The sequence below is a fragment of the Paenibacillus amylolyticus genome, from assembly GCF_047302515.1.
In the GTDB taxonomy this organism is placed as follows: Bacteria; Bacillota; Bacilli; order Paenibacillales; family Paenibacillaceae; genus Paenibacillus; species Paenibacillus amylolyticus_G.
The window spans coordinates 3,219,776-3,237,586 of record NZ_CP168019.1; the positions used below are offsets into that span (position 1 = coordinate 3,219,776).

The 17,811-nt window shown below is 46.0% G+C and carries 17 protein-coding genes; 3 read left to right on the plus strand and 14 right to left on the minus strand.

Features of this window, described 5'->3' with window-relative positions:
• Positions 1–214 precede the first annotated feature (214 nt).
• Complete coding sequence (locus ACDJ59_RS13570) at positions 215–1,144, plus strand: AEC family transporter (protein ID WP_413409428.1); 930 nt, start codon at positions 215–217, stop codon at positions 1,142–1,144.
• Here the strand turns inward: ACDJ59_RS13570 and ACDJ59_RS13575 are convergent.
• From ACDJ59_RS13575 to ACDJ59_RS13595, 5 genes are all read right to left on the minus strand, one after another.
• Positions 1,122–1,712: a DUF2062 domain-containing protein gene (locus tag ACDJ59_RS13575; protein ID WP_036670565.1), complete on the minus strand. Its 591-nt coding sequence runs from the start codon at positions 1,710–1,712 to the stop codon at positions 1,122–1,124. The genes ACDJ59_RS13570 and ACDJ59_RS13575 overlap by 23 nt on opposite strands.
• 58 nt (positions 1,713–1,770) lie before the next feature.
• Positions 1,771–2,229, minus strand: a complete 459-nt coding sequence (locus ACDJ59_RS13580; protein WP_338594104.1) for an OsmC family protein — start codon at positions 2,227–2,229, stop codon at positions 1,771–1,773.
• Positions 2,230–2,249: 20 nt separating this feature from the next.
• Positions 2,250–3,017: a DeoR/GlpR family DNA-binding transcription regulator gene (locus ACDJ59_RS13585; protein ID WP_036608860.1), complete on the minus strand. Its 768-nt coding sequence runs from the start codon at positions 3,015–3,017 to the stop codon at positions 2,250–2,252.
• A 137-nt stretch (positions 3,018–3,154) separates the two neighbouring features.
• On the minus strand, positions 3,155–4,285 hold the full coding sequence (locus ACDJ59_RS13590) for an NADH-dependent flavin oxidoreductase (protein WP_413409429.1): 1,131 nt from the start codon (positions 4,283–4,285) through the stop codon (positions 3,155–3,157).
• Positions 4,286–4,472: 187 nt separating this feature from the next.
• Positions 4,473–5,150 carry an SOS response-associated peptidase gene (locus tag ACDJ59_RS13595; protein WP_091016984.1) on the minus strand — a complete coding sequence of 226 codons (678 nt, stop codon included), beginning with the start codon at positions 5,148–5,150 and terminating at the stop codon, positions 4,473–4,475.
• 227 nt (positions 5,151–5,377) lie between these two features.
• Between ACDJ59_RS13595 and ACDJ59_RS13600 the strand changes: the two genes are divergently transcribed.
• Both ACDJ59_RS13600 and ACDJ59_RS13605 read left to right on the plus strand, forming a co-directional pair.
• Positions 5,378–5,899, plus strand: coding sequence for a hypothetical protein (locus ACDJ59_RS13600; RefSeq protein ID WP_133384442.1), 522 nt, complete (start codon positions 5,378–5,380; stop codon positions 5,897–5,899).
• 43 nt (positions 5,900–5,942) lie between these two features.
• Positions 5,943–6,614, plus strand: coding sequence for a hypothetical protein (locus ACDJ59_RS13605; RefSeq protein WP_413409430.1), 672 nt, complete (start codon positions 5,943–5,945; stop codon positions 6,612–6,614).
• Positions 6,615–6,745: 131 nt separating this feature from the next.
• Here ACDJ59_RS13605 and ACDJ59_RS13610 read toward each other — a convergent pair whose 3' ends face one another.
• The 9 genes from ACDJ59_RS13610 to ACDJ59_RS13650 form a co-directional block, all read right to left on the minus strand.
• Positions 6,746–8,656 carry an AraC family transcriptional regulator gene (locus ACDJ59_RS13610; RefSeq protein ID WP_413409432.1) on the minus strand — a complete coding sequence of 637 codons (1,911 nt, stop codon included), beginning with the start codon at positions 8,654–8,656 and terminating at the stop codon, positions 6,746–6,748.
• Between the two features lie 236 nt (positions 8,657–8,892).
• Complete coding sequence (msrB, locus tag ACDJ59_RS13615) at positions 8,893–9,975, minus strand: peptide-methionine (R)-S-oxide reductase MsrB (protein WP_413409433.1); 1,083 nt, start codon at positions 9,973–9,975, stop codon at positions 8,893–8,895.
• 16 nt (positions 9,976–9,991) lie between these two features.
• Positions 9,992–10,573 carry a redoxin family protein gene (locus ACDJ59_RS13620; protein WP_413409434.1) on the minus strand — a complete coding sequence of 194 codons (582 nt, stop codon included), beginning with the start codon at positions 10,571–10,573 and terminating at the stop codon, positions 9,992–9,994.
• 18 nt (positions 10,574–10,591) lie between these two features.
• Entirely contained in the window at positions 10,592–11,317 is a 726-nt protein-coding gene (locus ACDJ59_RS13625; protein WP_413409435.1) for a cytochrome c biogenesis CcdA family protein, read from the minus strand.
• Positions 11,318–11,351: 34 nt separating this feature from the next.
• Positions 11,352–12,392, minus strand: coding sequence for a sensor histidine kinase (locus ACDJ59_RS13630; protein ID WP_413409437.1), 1,041 nt, complete (start codon positions 12,390–12,392; stop codon positions 11,352–11,354).
• Positions 12,389–13,093: a response regulator transcription factor gene (locus ACDJ59_RS13635; protein WP_074094715.1), complete on the minus strand. Its 705-nt coding sequence runs from the start codon at positions 13,091–13,093 to the stop codon at positions 12,389–12,391. Before ACDJ59_RS13635 ends, ACDJ59_RS13630 begins: the two co-directional genes overlap by 4 nt.
• A 77-nt stretch (positions 13,094–13,170) precedes the next feature.
• The gene (locus ACDJ59_RS13640) at positions 13,171–13,650 is read right to left on the minus strand and encodes a hypothetical protein (RefSeq protein WP_413409438.1); all 480 of its coding nucleotides are present in this window, start codon (positions 13,648–13,650) and stop codon (positions 13,171–13,173) included.
• A gap of 166 nt (positions 13,651–13,816) precedes the next feature.
• A complete protein-coding gene (locus ACDJ59_RS13645) occupies positions 13,817–16,366 on the minus strand; it encodes a beta-mannosidase (RefSeq protein WP_413409439.1) in 2,550 nt (849 codons plus the stop codon).
• A 247-nt stretch (positions 16,367–16,613) separates the two neighbouring features.
• On the minus strand, positions 16,614–17,645 hold the full coding sequence (locus ACDJ59_RS13650; protein ID WP_413409441.1) for a LacI family DNA-binding transcriptional regulator: 1,032 nt from the start codon (positions 17,643–17,645) through the stop codon (positions 16,614–16,616).
• Between the last annotated feature and the right edge of the window lie 166 nt (positions 17,646–17,811).

Below are 17,811 nucleotides of genomic sequence, written 5' to 3' on the forward strand. Positions count from 1 at the left end.
TACAGTTTCCTCCTCTATGTGTATGTAATCTTGTTGCACCTCTTCTATAATAAATCTGCCATATCAAAATAGCAATCCGCTGTCGCTGCCCATCAGGGAAATCCTTAGTTAAACAAGGCGATTACTACACATCATCATACTGAAATCCATTCATATGAGATGCATCTTCTGCTATGATAAGATAGGTTTTTCATCCAGAAGGGACTGAATTGCATTGCTTCACTCATTTTTACTCACGTTATACCATGTATTCCTGCCGATATCACTTCCCGTGATTGGAGGTATTCTGTTAAAACGCTTCAAGAATTGGGATACCCGGTCGCTCTCGACCTTTTCCCTTTATATTTTGAGCCCTGCGCTCATCTTCAATACATTGCTGCATGCAGAGATTACCTGGACCGACGTCACCAGCACGTTCTGGTTCTCTATTATTAATCTGATTGCTCTGTGGGCACTCGCCGAGCTGTTAAGCCGGGTGTTCCGTCTGGGTGCAAGCGAAAAAGCGGGTCTCACCCTCGTCTCCACGTTTACAAACTGCGTGAATTACGGGCTCCCGCTTGTACTGCTTGCCTTTGGTCAGCTTGGACTGGACAAGGCTTCCGTCTACGTCATTGGACAGATGATCATTGTTAATACGGTAGGTATCTTTTTTGCCGCGCGATCCGAATTCACGGTGAAAGATGCGATTCTGTCCGTTTTCCGCATGCCATCCATCTATGCTGCTGGCATCGCCATTGCGCTGCGTGCGTCCAATCTGAGCCTGCCTGAAGCGCTGGATGGAGGGATCTCCATGCTGGCTGCGGGCTACTCTCCTGTCGTTCTCGCCATTCTGGGAGCACAGATGCTCAGACCCAAAGGTGCAACGGTGCCTTGGCTGCCCAATGTACGCCGAGCTTTCTGGACCGGGCTTGTAGTACGTCTCGCAGCTGCGCCGATCCTGTCCTGGCTGATACTGACCGTTCTTCAGGTCGAAGGTACGTTGTTCAGTGTGCTACTGATCCTCGCATCGATGCCGACCGCAGTGAACGCCGTTATTTTGGCTGAACAGTTCAATGCTTCTCCGCAGTTTGTATCCCGCTGCATTCTGTGGACCACCGCTGCATCCATGTTGATGCTACCCATTATGATTGTGATGGCTTCCTGATTAATACCGGAGGTGATACCGAAGCGATATCCGCTTGTCGGCGTTTCTCCAGCCGGCGTTCATAACGCCGGTTGAGCGCTCTGACGTAGAAGAATTTCACGACAAAGTACGAAATCACACCCAGAATGACACCAAATACGGACATGCCTGCCAGAATATCCAGTCCACCAAGCAACAATTCACTCACGGCCGACCAGTTACCGCGAAACAGCTCCATGAATGCACTCTCATGTACCGGTCCCTGTCCCATGCTGTGAGCAGGCAAAATCCATGAGCCAATTTGTTTCGCGAGCGGCATCAGGATAATAGGTAAAAACGTAAGTTTCCCGATCACATTACCAACAATGGCTGCTGGCACCGAACCCCCAGACAGTCGCACAATCGGATAAAATACGAGATAGATCAGGGAAGCCGTCGAGATCACGATCAGTTCCAGTCCGAACCCTATGGCAAATCCGGTAGATACTTTATGGGCACCTCCGGGAGCACGTAACAATTTGAGAAAATTCAGCTTCATAGCACGTGTCAAACGTACCCAGCGGTTAGTCTTGCGCTTCTGTGTGTTCATACCGAATTACTCCTTATTTTACACAAATGACAATTTGAATCGTCTATTCTTCAGTATATCACACCGCGTTAGCACCTGTAGTAACAATGACCGGTTGTGTCTCCATCTGGACATTACCTGCCACCGCTCGGGAGATCATACAGGAGGATTCAGCCTTATGCGCCAAGCGCTCAGCCTTGGTCAGATCCGCCTCAGAGGCATCTGCGCTGAGCACAATCCGAGGTCTATGTACGATCCGTTCGTACGTAAATACGTTATTCGTAACATCTACCGTTGCTTCCGATTCAAGCGTTAATTCATCCGGCGTAATATCCGAACGCTCCAGCATCGCTGCCAGCGTGATCAGGTAACAGGTGGAGGCTGCACCCAGCAGCATCTCGTCCGGGTTAGTTCCCGTACCGGGTCCGCCCATCTCCTGAGGAATCGATATGACCGTTTTTAATCCACCTGCATCGATTGTTCCCTCACTGTTACGCCCACCATTCCATACCGCTTTCAGATGAAAAGGATGTTTCATGACATTCATTCCTTTCTTGTTTACACACGTATACACGTAATATTCTGCTCAATCAATGCGCTAACGTGCTCTTCATCTACACCCTGATCTGTAATCACTTTGCCCACACTGCTCATCTCAGCAACTCTGGTAAACGCCTGTATGTTAAATTTGCTGGAATCTGCAAGTAGAATGACCTCATCCGCAATATGGATCATTTTCTGCTTCACCAAGGCCTGTAATTCATTGGATTCACTGATGCCTTTGGTCAGATGCACTCCTTTGCAAGACAGGAATACTTTATCCACATGATAGGCATCAAGCGAACGTTCCGCCAGCGGTCCTACAAAAGACAGTGACTTCGAAGCCAATTGCCCACCTGTGGCAATCACACGAATCTGCTCCTTGTTACTCAGCTCTGCGGCGACCTTAATCGAGTTGGTTAATACCGTCAGTGGAATGTTGGGCAATCCTGCCGCCATATACCACGCCGTTGTACTTGCATCCAGGGCGATCCGGTCGCCGGATTCCACCATTTTCACCGCTTCGCTTGCAATTCTGCGCTTCTCTTCTGCATGGGCTACAGCCCGTTCCGGATACGGAATCTCCGACTGTAACTCATCCTTGTATTTTACGCTGACCGCCCCGCCATGGGACCGTCTGAGCCTGCCCGCCTGTTCGAGCTTGTCCAGATCACGACGAATCGTCTCTTCCGTCACCCCGCAGCGCTCACTAAGTTCGGTCACACGCATGCTGCCTTGCGTATCCACCCATTCCACTATTTTCTCATACCGTTCAGCTACGAGCATATTCCTTCACTCCAAACCGTTGATTATCCAGTTGATCCTGTTCATCCATCATACCACAGAGCGATGACAAGGAGAATTTGGACCATGTGCAAAAAGAGGGAGCTTTCGCCCCCTCCATTCCAGTTCTGAAGTGTATCTTATTTATCTTCTGCCATAGGGAACCAGCCTGGCGTGTGGATGATTGCATTCCACAATCCGTCAGGGATAACCAGACGTTCCTGATCCGATTTGGTCAGAATCGTCTCAATATCTTCTTCCCGTCCACTCTCGATTTTCTCAACCCAAGCTGGTTCAATAATCAACTCACGTCCAATGGCAAGCAGAGGTACTCCCGTTTGAAGCGCCTCAGCAGCCTGATCTGCCGTATGAATCGAACCTACGCCGATCACAGGCAATTTGCCATTCACACGATCCAGGATGAATTCCATTCTCGAACGCGTGTCTGCTTCGCCACGTCTTGGCTTGGACCAGAACTCGTTCACAGAGACATGAAGGTAATCCAAGTTTTTATCTTTCAGCGCATCCACTAGTAGGTACGTATCTTCCATTGTGAGTCCCGGTGTTTCCGGTTCTTCCGGAGAGAAACGGTAACCAATGATGAACGGCAGTTTGGTATGTTCGGCAACCACTTTCTGAATCTCATCCACTACAGCAAGTGGGAATGTCAGACGTTTCTCTACACTTCCGCCCCAACGGTCTTCACGTCGGTTGGAATGCGGGGAGAAGAATTGCTGGATCAGATAACCATTAGCACCGTGAATCTCAACACCATCAAACCCGGCTTCAATTGCACGACGTGTCGCTTCACCAAAGTCTTTGATAATCGAAGTAATCTCGGCATCCGTCAACTCTCTTGGTTCAGGAGATCCTGGACGCTCACTTGCAACCGCACTAGGAGCAACCACCTGACCCGAAGGTACAGCTTGTTCAGGAGTCAGACGGCCCGCATGGAAAATTTGCAATACTGCTACGGAGCCCTGTTGTTTAATAGTATCAGCCAGTTTTTTCAGACCAGGAATGAAGCGGTCGTCATAAACACCAAATTGAGCCGGGAAACCAATGCCTGTCTCTGTTACATGCCCTACAGCCGTAATTGACATGCCCGCACCACCGGTGCGACGTGCATAATAAGCAAGTTCAGCGTCGGATATCGTACCATCAGCATTCGAGGACATATGAGTCATGGGAGCGAGCACGATACGGTTTTTCAGTGTAATGCCAGTCGGTAGTGAAACTTGTTCAAACATCTGGTTAAACTTTGGATTCATTCGTGGTTCCCTCCTGATTATAAATATCTCTTTTAATAGATATATAAATATATGCGTTCACTTACTGTAATGATTATAGTTACGTTTCACTGCAATTGCAACTTTTCATTTTCAGAAAGGAAAAAAAGAGCAGAGTGTCTCCAGACTCTCAGCCCTCTTCATTTTCTTCACATCATCCAAAAGATACTCAGAAACTCCGAACGTAAGCCAGCTTCTGATCCATCTCTTCTACGCATTCGTAACAATCGTGTTCATCGTTGGCGACCATTGGGGTTACTGGATACAGATTCATCTCTGTACTGTTATACGATTTCAATAGCGGTAACAACTGAGTCACCCGTGTATTTGCCGGGTCAAGCCAAGTGTTGATCTCTTCTTCGGAAAGGATCGCTGGCATTTTACTGCCAAACTCGCGTGTAACCATATTTGCGCCTGTCATAAGCATCGTGCAGGTACGAAGCGGCTCTTTCCGTGTATCTCTCCACACCTCATATAACCCAGCAATCCCAAACAGGCCACGATCCGGCATAACAACACGAACCGCATAACTTTTTTTGCCCTCTTGCCGCCAGTAATATAATCCATTGCAGGGAATAACGCAGCGCTTGGTCTCTACCAGTTTGTAATAGGAAGGATTCTCATGCACCGTCATGAGGTTTGCGTTAACGGCATCACGCCCCCAGAATGGAATGAACCCCCACCGGAACTCATCCAGTACACGCTCACCATCCTGATGCAAAATAATCGGCGTATGCTGGGTTGGACTGATATTGTATCGGTTTTTGTAATAATACATCACTCGCTGAATCTTGAAATGATCTCTGACTTCGTCTAAATCGGCTGCCAATGAAAAACGGTTGCACATGCTCAAGCACTACCTTTCCCTGTGTAAGTTGGATGTATTGTTTGTAACTTTAGGGAAATTATGCATGCACATCGAACAGAAAATTACTTATTTTGACACCATTAGGGTCGGATCAAGATATATTTTAGGTTTTTCACGACAAAAACAACGACCTCGGACTCATTCCAACTCAAATATTACTTGTTACTATAATAGAGAATAAAATACATTTATTGGAGGTTTTAAGTATGAAAAGGAAGTTTTTGATGAGCATCATGTTGTTCTCAGCGATTGCGATGTTTGGCAGTACCATCTATGCGGCAACCTTTCTAACCTACGGTTATCCCAGCACCACCATCCCCATTCGTACGTATAATTACGCCTCCGCATGGCAGACTCCCATGGACGCATCCCTTACCAACTGGAACAATGCAGGTGCCAAAGTTAAATTCACCAAAACAAGTAACTCCCCAAACACCATCACCGCAGGAAACTTCAATAATACAGCATATGGTGTCAACTACGCCTCCGTATCCGGCAGTCAAGTCGTAAGCTTCCGCATCGAACTCAATGCATCCACGATCACCCCTGACGCGACCAACTTATCCAACTTCATTCAAAGCGTATTTGTCCACGAACTCGGACACTCCATATGGCTCGGTGACAACCCGACTACAAGCAGTCCTTCCATTATGTCTTACACCCGCAACCGCAATTCCATGACCCAACCCCAAACTTTTGATATCAATAACGTAAGATCCAAGTACTAATCTGCTACGAACTTATCCCAAAATCCAAGGAGGATTCCTGTCCATGAACAAAAATCGAGTATTAACGCTGCTTCTCTCTTCCATTTTCATTTTATCTGCTGTTGGATGTTCTTCTGTTACACCTACCGCGTCCCCATCCGATGCACCCATGACCATTATTGCTTCTGAAGATTACCCGAGTTATGGCAGCATTGGCGACCTGTCCGAGAGAGCAAATACCATTGTAAAAGGTAGTGTTGTTGAGACTCGTGTGGAAGCTTTAAACGATATTGTACAAGTTACTGATGCTGCCAATGAAAACGAGTTAAACCCTGCGTCCGATCCGGGCGGAGAGCCAGCTTCTTTTGACAAAATCTATACGATCCACACAATTCAGGTCGCTGAATCCTATAAAGGCGGTTACACTGCCGGGGAAAAACTTGAAGTGAAGCAACTTGGCGGACAACTTGGCAACACCGAGATTATTAATGATGACAACCTCAAGCTGATTCCTACCAAAGACTATGTACTCTTCCTGGAAACGTATGAAGACACCCCTGCCAGCCTGCTCAACTCCGTTCAAAGTCTCTACGTGATCAAACCTGCCGCCAAGTCGAATCAGCCAGGTCAGCAACAATCAGAGTCAGAAGTCATTGTGAGCGCAAACCCCGAGAATGACCTCACACTCCAGCTGGAGGATCTGCAAGAAATTCAGAACGAACAAAAGAGCGAATAAACTCTTATACGGTAATCACACTGTTATTTCATCTCCGTACAGGCAGCTAATCCCCTCTACTGTTCAGTCCTACATAAGAAAATGAAAACCGTGCTGCTCAGCAAACTGGGCGGCACGGTTTTTGAAGTTCCTTATTTAGACGGTGTATTAAGTCCAATAATCCATTCAGCCAGATCCTGTGTCTGTTTCAACAAGGCAATAGGGTCACGGAACCAGGATTGTTCTTCCGTCCATATGTACACTTTTCCATTTTTGATAGCAGGCAATGAACCCCAGATCGGATCTGCCTGAAGGTCTTTCAACTGAGACTTGCTGGTTAGCACAATGTAATCTCCAGCGTATTTGGAGAGCAGTTCTATGGAGAATTCATGATAGGCGCCCTGCATCAACTCGGATGGAATGTTCTTTGGTGCTTGCAAACCAAGCAATTCGTAGATGTTACGCCCTCCCCGGCCCGACTGATTGCCAAAAATGAAGACTTGGCGATCATATTCCTGCATAACGGAGAATGTAACATCAGCTGGAACAACACTCTGCACCTCCTGCTTGATTTTGGCAATCTCCTCATCAAAATCAGCCAGCCACTTCTCTGCTTCCGCTTCTTTGCCAAGGACTTTACCGAAATAGTTTACTTCGTCCTTCAGTGTCGGAAAAGTGATGGATGCGATCGAAACGGTTGGAGCAATCTTGCTGTATTTCTCATAAGCGGCCTTGTCCGGATTCAATGTAATAATGAGATCAGGTTCCAGCTCCATCAATTGTTCAACGGAATCCCCTATCGTTTCAAGACCATCCATGTGACCTTCCAGATAAGGACTGTTCATCAGAAATTGGCCTCCACCAATCGGTTTGACACCAAGAGCAAGCACCGTTCCCAGATAATCTATGGCAGCAACTCGCTCGGGATGTGCAGGAATCTCTACCTCACCAAAGGTCGTATTTACCATTTGGGTTTCCACGACTGCCGGTTGTTCGGGTTCAGCCGCAACTTCGGATGTTTCTGCCCCCTGCTGGGCTGTTCCACAAGCACTCAATGTGAGTACAAGCGCAAGCGACATAATCGCTGATTTAAAATGGTTAAACATGTTGATTTCCTCATCTCCCTTATATTGATAATGATTATCATCATCAATTAAAGGATAACGTTCATCCCCTCCTGTTACAATGGATTCATTTGTTGCATTTAATGTACTTTTTGAAACTGATTTCGAGTTTTCCTGCTGCTTCAACCGATATTGCCCCGGTGTTATACCGATCTCTTTTTTGAATATACGATTGAAATAAAACGGGTCCATATAACCCACATACGCAGCAATCTCCTGTAATGAAGCTTCTGTGGACGCAAGCAGACTCCTTGCCTCACCCATTCGTAACCGAATCACATATTCTGTCGGTGTACATCCCGTCTGTTCCTTGAATTTGCGTGATAAATATTGCGGACTGTAACTCAAGGACTGGGCAAGCAAATCAAGTGAGATGGATTCCCGGTAATGAGCTTTGATATATCGCAAAACCTGATCGGTAAGCGAAGGCTGCTGAACTTCGTTAAACATGCGACTCCGCTGTAACAAGACAAGCTGTACCAGTTGAAAGAAATACACTTTGACCTGAATTTTGCCCACTCGCTCTTGCCCTGACCAGCATTCATGTATATTCCGCACAAGCTCACGCAGCTCAAGTGTATGATCCGGCACTGTCGCCCAGGACTCTTCAAACGGATTACGCTGGTTAAGCATCATTCGGTACTCCACAAGCACGTTAGAGGGCAAGGTTGATTTGTACAAAATCAGATGTACCTCCATAACCCCTGTCGTTTCAAGTGTCAGACGTCTTCCTTTTCCCCCATGCAGCAGCAAGAACTGGTTTGTAGTCCATACCTCTTCATCGAGCCAGACCTGACCCCTGCCTTGAACATACACAAATGCACTGGTTGGTAACACATAATTGCGTATGAACTCGTGTGTTGCGAGTGATATAAGACGCACATCAAGCACGCGAACCTGAACCTGATCCCACAGCTTGATGTCATTCTGAATTCCCATATAAACTCCCTCTCCTAAGCGATCAAACACACACAATACCTTGGCATTGTGACTAAAAACCTACCTATAATTGATAATGATTATCAATTATAACAATGATGCAACCATCTTTGAAGACTACCTCTGTTTTTGTTAGATGCCGCAAAATAAAAAACGGTCGAAATCCCTCATAGAGAGATCTCAACCGTTCTAAAATTATGGCCTTATTATCTTTTAATAAAGTCAGCTGCCCTTCTCTACTCGATAAATGACAGTAAATACCCGTATCTTTCTTCCTCCATCTTGTCTAACGGAATAAACCGGATCGATGCACTGTTAATGCAGTAACGTTTGCCCCCGCGATCTTCGGGACCATCATCGAACACATGACCGAGGTGGATGTCACCTGCCCGGCTTCGTACCTCCGTGCGATCCATACCAAAGCTCGTATCCGTTGTATAGGTAACAACCTCAGGTACAATCGGTTTTGTAAAACTCGGCCACCCGCAACCAGAATCATACTTATCTCGACTGGTGAATAACGGCTCTCCCGTTGCAATATCCACGTACAGACCTGGCTCCTCATTATCCCAGTATTCGTTACTGAACGCATGCTCCGTATCATTGTTTACCGTGACGGCATACTGTTCATTTGTTAGTCGTTCCTTTAATTGTTCATCTGTTGGACGTGGATATTGAGCGGGATCAATTCCAATCTCCAGGTCATCCAGGACAGTCATATCAATGTGACAATATCCATTCGGATTTTTTTCCAAATAATCCTGATGGTACTCCTCCGCCAAATAATAATTCTGCAGAGGCATCACTTCCGTTACAATGGGTTGGTCATATTTTTCTTGCTCTACCGCTACAGCCTGCTCGATGATTTTGGCATCTTCAGGCAACGTATAATATATTCCAGTCCGATACTGAACTCCACGATCATTGCCCTGCTTATTCAAGCTGGTAGGATCAATAACTCGAAAATAAGATTCAAGCAGTTTCTGCAAAGATACTTGCTGCGGATCATATTTTACATGAACGGTCTCTGCAAACCCCTGGTCCCCGCGAATAACATCCTCATAGGTTGGATTCTTTCCTTCACCGTTGGCATAACCGGAAGTCACATCCTGAACCCCCGGAATACGAGCCATATATGCCTCCACACCCCAGAAACAGCCTCCTGCCAAGTACAGGTTACTCAGGTTTTCCTCGGAGACACTCGATGCCTTGACAGGTTGAGTGGATATCGAAGATGAATGGCTCTCAACCCTGTTTCCACAAGCAGACACAACTAATGCTATAACAAGGAGGCACAGGCCCAGCAGCGTCCTTTTCATGACACTTCCTCCCTTCTCACAAAATCTCTTGTAATGATTCCATGATCTGTTCATTGGATGCATGCCCTAGCTGCGATTTCGTTAAAATACCATCAGAGCCAATATAAAAGGAACTAGGATATGCTCTTACGCCAAATTTCTTGGCCCATACACCTTTCTCATCCAAAAGAACAGTTATGTTATCATACGGCTGTTGGTCAAACCATTCGGTAAACGCTTGGGAGGATTTCTCTCCTTTGTAGTCTGGCGTCACAATCGTAATGACTTGAAAATCATTGTTTTGACCAGCCAAATTATTTAGGTCTTCCAAACCCGCAAGACAGATGGAACACCAGGAAGCCCAGTATTTCACATACACTTTCTTGCCTTGAACATCAGAAAGTCCAACCGTGTTTCCTTTCAGATCACGCAATGAAAATTCAGGAGCCGTCTCTCCCTTGTTCATCATGGTTGACGAACTCATATCGGATGTTGATGCTGGGGTTGATGTTGACCCCATTTGTTTTGATTCAGTTTGCTGTGATCCACATGCGCTCAAGATCAACAGGGTTCCAGCAAATACGATTACAGATACCATCCATTTCCGTGCCATCTTCATACCAAATTCCTCCAATGATTATTGAAACCAGGTCACCAAGCTGTTTAGCCGGTCTGTCATTAACAAGAGTCCCATGACAATAAGAATACAGCCGGAAGTTATTTTGATGACACCCATGTACCTGTATAAACGACGTATCCGCTTCATAACATATTCCGAAAAAACAGACAGAATCAGAAAAGGAATCGCTAATCCAAGGGTATACAGGAACATGAGAAACCCGCCATACAGTGGCGAGCCTTCTCCTGCGGCGATACCAAGAATGGCCGCCAGCACAGGCCCGATACAAGGCGTCCAGCCAAAACTAAACGTCAGACCCAACAGGAACGCTCCGACATACCCTCCTCGTTTGGCTTGATCGTTTGACAGCTTTCTCTCCCGTTCCAGCCAGGATAGTCGGATCAACCCGGTTTGATAAATCCCAAAAAGCACCACGATGGCTCCGCAGATCGCAATAAACTCAGGACTTGAGATCAAATTACCAACGATGCCGGAACCAAAACCAAGTAAAACAAATACCAGGGACAGCCCAAGAACAAATAAAAAAGTCCGCAAAACAAGTGTGGACCGCAACCGAACCGAATTAGAGTCAGGCTGCTGCTGATTCGTACCGTTGACCATGCTTCCGGATAGATAAGACACATATACCGGGATCAGCGGCAGAATACATGGCGCAAAAAACGATAACAATCCTGCACCAAAAACGCCGAAAAGGAAAACTAAATCACTGGTCAAGTCATTCACCACCTGAATAAATACTGCGTTTGATTAACCAAGGTTAACGACTGACGTAGATCGGAAGCGTGAACCAGAAGCAGCTTCCTTCTCCTTTTGTACTCTGAACCCCGATCTCGCCACCATGGAGTTCCACAATCGATTGAGCGATAGCAAGGCCAAGCCCGGCCCCACCATTGCTCTTGCTACGTGATTTGTCAATTCGATAAAAACGTTCAAATATACGCGAAGTTTCCTCCGCTTCAATGCCTTCCCCTTCATCCGTAACTAAAATTCGTATAAACGGCCCCTTTTCTTCGGCAGCCAGAATGATTTTTCCTTCAATAGGAGAGTATTGAATGGCATTTTGCAGCAAATTGGAAAGGACCCGCTTCATTTGTGCAGGCATCATGACCGCGGCTGGTAATTTATCGGGCAAATCTATTTCAACGTCCAGCGTTTTCTCGGCGAGATGAAACGAAAAACTCTCCAACGTACTGAGCAGCAACTCATCGACGTGACAAGGCTGAGGGTCAAATACCTCCCCTTGCGCTTCCAGGCTGGATAATTCGAACAAATCTTGAATAAGCCCTCCCAAACGCTTCGTCTCAAGTCGTATCGTGTTCAGGTAACGTTGAAAGGTTTCTTTATCCTTAATGACATCATCCTCCAACGCTTCGACGAATGACTGAATGGATGCCAAGGGAGTCCGTAAATCATGGGAAACATTGGCGATCAACTCTCGTCTGGCGGTTTCTGAGTGATGCAGATGATCAAAGCTTTCCTTCAGCTTGGAACTCATTTCATTAAATTGCTGTGCCAGGAGCTTAAATTCCTGCGTACCGATGAGAGGGACTTCCGTATGGAAATCCCCTTCGGCAATTCGTATTGTCTGCTGTGTAATTCGCGCAATTGATTTCTCTAATGGTTTAGTCAGCAAATATTGAAGAATAAACGAAAGTAAGCCTACCCCTGCCGTTATAGCCGATAACCAATACAATTGTTCGATCGTAAGCAGCATTTTGGAATAACTGATGAACAAACAAATTAATAATACGCCAATGCCTGTGAGACTGGACAACACCAAGTATGTGCGAAGTTTCATGAACTACCACCCGCAAACTTGTAGCCTATACCCCAAACTGTTTTAATATATTTTGGATCAGAAGGATTCTGTTCGATCTTCTCTCGTAATCTTCGAACATGTACAGTCACCGTTGTTGTATCTCCCTCATAGCTAAAATCCCAAATCTTGCTTAACATCTGATTACGGGAGAACACCTGACCCGGGTGACTTGCCAGCAAATACAACATCTCAAACTCTGTAACGGTCAATTCAATGGCCTGCCCACTGATGTGCACTTCACGCTTGGTAAAATCAATCGTAAGCCCTTCATAATTGATCGTATATTCAGATGTTGTTACAGGTGATGCCTGCGCAGTTCGCATTCTCCGCAGGATTGCCTTTACACGTAAGACGAGTTCTCTCGGACTGAATGGTTTGGTAAGATAATCATCCGCCCCCATCGTCAGCCCCATCAGACGGTCCTGTTCCTCACCCCGGGCCGTCAGCATTACAATGGGCACATCCTCAGTTTGCCGAATCTCGTTGCAAACTTCCCAGCCATTCTTATGTGGCATCATCAGGTCGAGCACAATCAAGCTTGGCGTTTGGCTGTGCCACAGCTCTATAGCCTCCAAACCGTCCTTGGCCGTCACGACAAGATAACCTTCCCGTTCCAGATACCTGCGACAAACGTCCGTAATATTTGTATCATCATCGGCAACCAGTACACATTCATTCAAACGAACCCACCCCATATTCCAGAAATTACATTTGAGCCAATCATATCATATGGTGATGGCGATGCTTAGCCCTTAAATCACTTCATTCCCTTGACTGGCATCATGTATTGTTTAATTACAGACTCAGCCGCATACGAATTCCCTTCATGGATGACAGGCATCGATTTCAAGTTAACTTGCATACCGTCTACCATGATTTTTTTCGATCCTATCCACAATTTAATCGTTTTCCCCGCAGGCATCATTGTTTCTTCCATCATTTTGCCATCTTTCATCATTTTGTCGTTTTTCATCTTCATGTCGTCTTCCATCATGTTGTCGTCTTTCATCATCTTGTCGTCCATTTTGCCCATATACATCAAAGTTACAGATCTATCCTTGCTGTCCCACATAATGCTGTAATCATACATTTTCGCTGCCTGTCTCAATTGAACAAGCTCCATGCCATCCTTTTTAATCGTTTTCATATCTGCAGCACTTGCCAATCCAGAAAAGGCCATAGACATCATCAATACCGCTGCTACCATCGCTTTTTTGCTCTTATTTGTTTTCATCATTCTTATCACTCTCCATTCGTTTATTACTTACATGGATTACAATAAGCAAGACAGCTTACGATTCTCTAAGCGAAGTATTACGAAACCATTACGATATATAAATGGGGTCCGGTTTCAATAAAAAAACGGTTGAAATCTCTCTTAAGAGAGACTCCAACCGTTTCTTCTAGGTCAAACGAATAAAATCAATCATGGATCGAACCTCGATCGGTCCCGGATTTGATATCACATCATTAGACTGCAATCCCTCTCTGGAAGTGAACTGCACCTTCACCGGAATTCCAGGAATCAAGTCGAAGAAGTTATCTGAGAAGACACCCTCCACATCCGAAGATAACCATACCTGTTTAGCAAGCACGTCACTTTCCAGTACCAGATGAACGCCGTTCTCATCCGCTCCCCCGCTTACATTGATGTTTGCAGGCTGCAGAGCAAGGTCTTTGGACGGTACAAAATAGTGTTCCTGTACGACATTCGCCGCACCTTCCTGTTTCAGATCCAGACGCAGCAGCGTGTTAGCTGTATCATGACCTTCAAGCCATTCCGCGTTACGTAATGACAGCACTCGATCACCTGTATTAGGTTCCAAGGTCACGTCATGTGTTTCATCACGATGCACCGTTCCATCGAACCCGAGCAAACGAATCTGTAACTGCCCTTTTACAGGTTGTAATTGATCCGAGATGATATATATATCTGTTGTATCTTCTTTTGTTCCATCTACCGATACCAACACATCGCTGAAGCTGCGTTTCGCATAATATTGCAATGCTTTCCAACGACCAAGGTAGTCCATACCTGCCCATGAAGCCACTGGCCAGCAATCATTCATTTGCCAGTAAAGTGTGCCCATGCAAAATGGTTTGCGGCGACGGTGCGCTTCAATGGCTGTCTTCATTGCTTCCGCCTGAAGCACCTGACTCATATACAGGAACGATGGGAAGTCCTTCGATTCATGCATGTACATATCCATGTACTGTTTGATCAGACGATTGCCTGCCCCATTCTTTTGATGAGCCAACATGACTTCCGACTCCAGAGCCAGATCTTCTTCTTCCGCGTAAGTGCGTACTGACTTGTACTCCGGGAAAGACTGGAATCCGTATTCACTCATGAAACGACCCACATGCACGTTGTAGTTCTCGAACGGTTCTACATTGTGCCACACGCCCCAGTAGTGGATATCCCCTTCCGCTGTGGATGGGTGCGCATGTTGCGTCTCATCCCCTGTTAGGGATACCAGTGGTGAGGAAGGCCAGTAATCCACACCTGGCGCATACGCTTCAACGACTTCTGGCAGCAGATCATGGAAGATGGCTTCGTAATCGGCCCAGATGCTTTCACGCTGCTCGGCAGTAAATTCCTTTTTCCAACCCCAGCCACCATTCTCAACATAGTGAGCCCAAGCCGAATCAATCTCGTTGTTCCCACACCAGAGTGCAATACTTGGATGGTTGCGCAGACGTTTCACATTATCAATGGCTTCATGTCTTACACTGTTCAGGAACGCTTCATCTCCTGGATACATGCTGCATGCAAACATGAAGTCTTGCCATACCAGGATTCCGTATTCATCACACAGTTCGTAGAACACATCCTGCTCATAGATTCCGCCACCCCACACGCGTAGCATATTCATATTAGACTGGGCTGCGGATACGATCTCATGACGATAACGTTCATGAGTAATTTCAGTGATGAAGCTATCATTTGGAATGTGATTGGCCCCTTTGGCAAAGACCGCAACCCCGTTTAATTCAAAATAAAAGGATGCTCCCGCTTCATCTTTGTCACGTACCAGCCGAATGGAACGAAGCCCAGTCTTCACTGTAGATTCAGCCACAGCTCGCTCACCTTGAAGCACTTCGGTAAGGAAGGTGTACATATGCGGATCACCAAGTCCACGGCTCCACCACAGTTTCGGTTCATCAATAGAGATTGGAATCTCCACAGTCTGAGTTCCGGGTTGTAGCGATACGGATCTTTCCCATCTCTGTCCATCTGCGCCGATACGAATAATCGTATCTACCGCTTGTGATGTCTCGACTTCCACAACAGCAGTTAATGAAGCTGAGGTAGCGCTTACTTCATTTTGCTGGATATACACATCATTGATTCGTACCTGTGTCCAACCTTCAAGACGTGCTTCACGCCAGATCCCACTGGTTACAAAACGCGGCCCCCAGTCCCAACCATAGTGATACGGGGCTTTACGTGCAAAAATACTTACTCTCTTGTCGCCAAGTCCGCCAACATCGGACTGATCATTCGATGCAGGTAATGCATATCCGAGCTTCTCCAGCTTTGGCAGATCTTCCTGAATTGGTGACCGAAAACGTATTCGGAGAATGTTGCCGTTTCCCTTCAATACAGACTTTACATCTGCCTTCCATACCCGGAACATATTATCTGCTGATAACACATGCACCTCATTCACATACACATCAGCATATGTATCCAGACCATCAAACACCAGTTCCAGATGTTCCTGCGAGAACAACGCATCGGCAACGTCAAATTCCGTCTGATATTCCCAATCTATCTTATCAATCCATTGTACTTCCTTCTCGTTTGTTCCATAAAAAGGATCTGGAATCTTGCCCAGCTTCAGCAAATCTGTATGCACACAGCCGGGCACCTGAGCCGACATCCACTCTTGATCTTCGCAAGCCTTGAACGTCCAATTCTGAAAAACATGTGATTGTATTGTGCTCATGACAGCCTCCATTGTTGTTAGAGTTGGTAAACATTATTTTGTTAGGTTTTGTTATTATAAAAACAAATAACTTACAAAACAAAATTAACACGATATGCTTCTTATAGTCAATCTGTTTTGTAATTTAATTTGTTAAACAATCTCTGCATAACAAAAAGACATGAAGCTCTAACCTCCCCATGTCTTTCACCTGATTTCATTTACCCGTATGATCATTGTTAGAATGAGCCCGTAAGTTCATATCCCATTACTGTATACTGGCGTTATATTCATCACGAATAATTAATTCCGAATAGATCAGCTTGCGTTCATATGGTTCATCCAGGTGTTTGATCCGCCACAATAGCTGATCTACTGCTCTCGTTCCCAGATTCTCTTTGTTAATATGTACCGAAGCAAGAATGGGTTCATCCGTCTGCGTATTGTCAAATCCGGTTACGGCACAACGTTCGGGCACCTGAATGCCTCGACTTTGGAGTGCCTGAATGACAATGACAGCTGTATGGTCATTTGCACACACGATAACTTCAGGGATATCCTCCAGCTCCATTTCAGCAATGGATCTCCGGATCTGATCATACTCGGGTCCCAGCAAGCCGTCTTGCTGTTCCCCCTCCAACTGTTTCTCTTCCAGCACCATACGATATCCAAGCCAGCGTTCTCTAAAACTTGCTGCATCGGGCAGTTGCCCGGCAAACTGGAACCTTCTATACCCTTTACCAACAAGCATGAGAACCAGTTCTTTCATACATTTCATATTGTCCGTAAAAACCGAGTCTGCGTATATGGCAGGGTCTTCATGATCCACCATGACAAGCGGAATACGCAGTCTGTAAATCTCCAGCAATACCGATGTCGAGATGGTGCCCACTGTTATGACTCCGCTGATTGCTTCGGGATTAAGGACCGAGAACATTCGATCTGAAGAGGGTTCTGTCAGCGTTAAAATATCCATTCCCTTCTCATTCAACCTCTCAGAAATGCCATCAAATACAGGCCCCCAGTATAAGGAAGATCGATTCTGAGAACGAATGTTGGGAAACAAAATCAATATGGTGCCTTGTCGCTCCGCTTCTGGCTTCATCTCCGCTGATATCTGTGTCTCCCCCGGATAACGCTTAGGCTCAGTTCTGAAATACCCGAGCTGCCCCGCCGTTCTGACAATCATTTCGCGTGTATGCTCACTCACACCAGGCTTGCCCGTCAGCGCACGGGAGACTGCGAATTTGGACACCCCCGCAGCATCCGCAATTTGCTGCATCGTTACTCTTTTGGTCATCCTACTCACCCGTTTTTCCTAATTTTCCATTCAGTGTAGCATAAAAAACAAAAATCAACAAAACAAGGTTATGTTATTTTGTTTTTGTTAGGTAGTAGTTTATCTGTTTCACAAGGTGTACGACATAACCAAAAAAGGCCCTCTCCCCACCTTCCATAGAAGATGA

Excerpts from the sequence above, each read along its gene's own strand:
- ACDJ59_RS13610 (WP_413409432.1), bottom strand. The coding sequence starts at position 8,656 with ATGGGAATTCAGAATGACATCAAGCTGTGGGATCAGGTTCAGGTTCGC.
- msrB (WP_413409433.1), bottom strand. The coding sequence starts at position 9,975 with ATGAAAAGGACGCTGCTGGGCCTGTGCCTCCTTGTTATAGCATTAGTT.
- ACDJ59_RS13620 (WP_413409434.1), bottom strand. The coding sequence starts at position 10,573 with ATGAAGATGGCACGGAAATGGATGGTATCTGTAATCGTATTTGCTGGA.
- ACDJ59_RS13590 (WP_413409429.1), bottom strand. The coding sequence starts at position 4,285 with ATGAATCCAAAGTTTAACCAGATGTTTGAACAAGTTTCACTACCGACT.
- ACDJ59_RS13650 (WP_413409441.1), bottom strand. The coding sequence starts at position 17,645 with ATGACCAAAAGAGTAACGATGCAGCAAATTGCGGATGCTGCGGGGGTG.
- ACDJ59_RS13600 (WP_133384442.1), top strand. The coding sequence starts at position 5,378 with ATGAAAAGGAAGTTTTTGATGAGCATCATGTTGTTCTCAGCGATTGCG.
- ACDJ59_RS13580 (WP_338594104.1), bottom strand. The coding sequence starts at position 2,229 with ATGAAACATCCTTTTCATCTGAAAGCGGTATGGAATGGTGGGCGTAAC.
- ACDJ59_RS13640 (WP_413409438.1), bottom strand. The coding sequence starts at position 13,650 with ATGATGAAAACAAATAAGAGCAAAAAAGCGATGGTAGCAGCGGTATTG.
- ACDJ59_RS13585 (WP_036608860.1), bottom strand. The coding sequence starts at position 3,017 with ATGCTCGTAGCTGAACGGTATGAGAAAATAGTGGAATGGGTGGATACG.
- ACDJ59_RS13630 (WP_413409437.1), bottom strand. The coding sequence starts at position 12,392 with ATGAAACTTCGCACATACTTGGTGTTGTCCAGTCTCACAGGCATTGGC.
- ACDJ59_RS13645 (WP_413409439.1), bottom strand. The coding sequence starts at position 16,366 with ATGAGCACAATACAATCACATGTTTTTCAGAATTGGACGTTCAAGGCT.
- ACDJ59_RS13595 (WP_091016984.1), bottom strand. The coding sequence starts at position 5,150 with ATGTGCAACCGTTTTTCATTGGCAGCCGATTTAGACGAAGTCAGAGAT.
- ACDJ59_RS13605 (WP_413409430.1), top strand. The coding sequence starts at position 5,943 with ATGAACAAAAATCGAGTATTAACGCTGCTTCTCTCTTCCATTTTCATT.
- ACDJ59_RS13575 (WP_036670565.1), bottom strand. The coding sequence starts at position 1,712 with ATGAACACACAGAAGCGCAAGACTAACCGCTGGGTACGTTTGACACGT.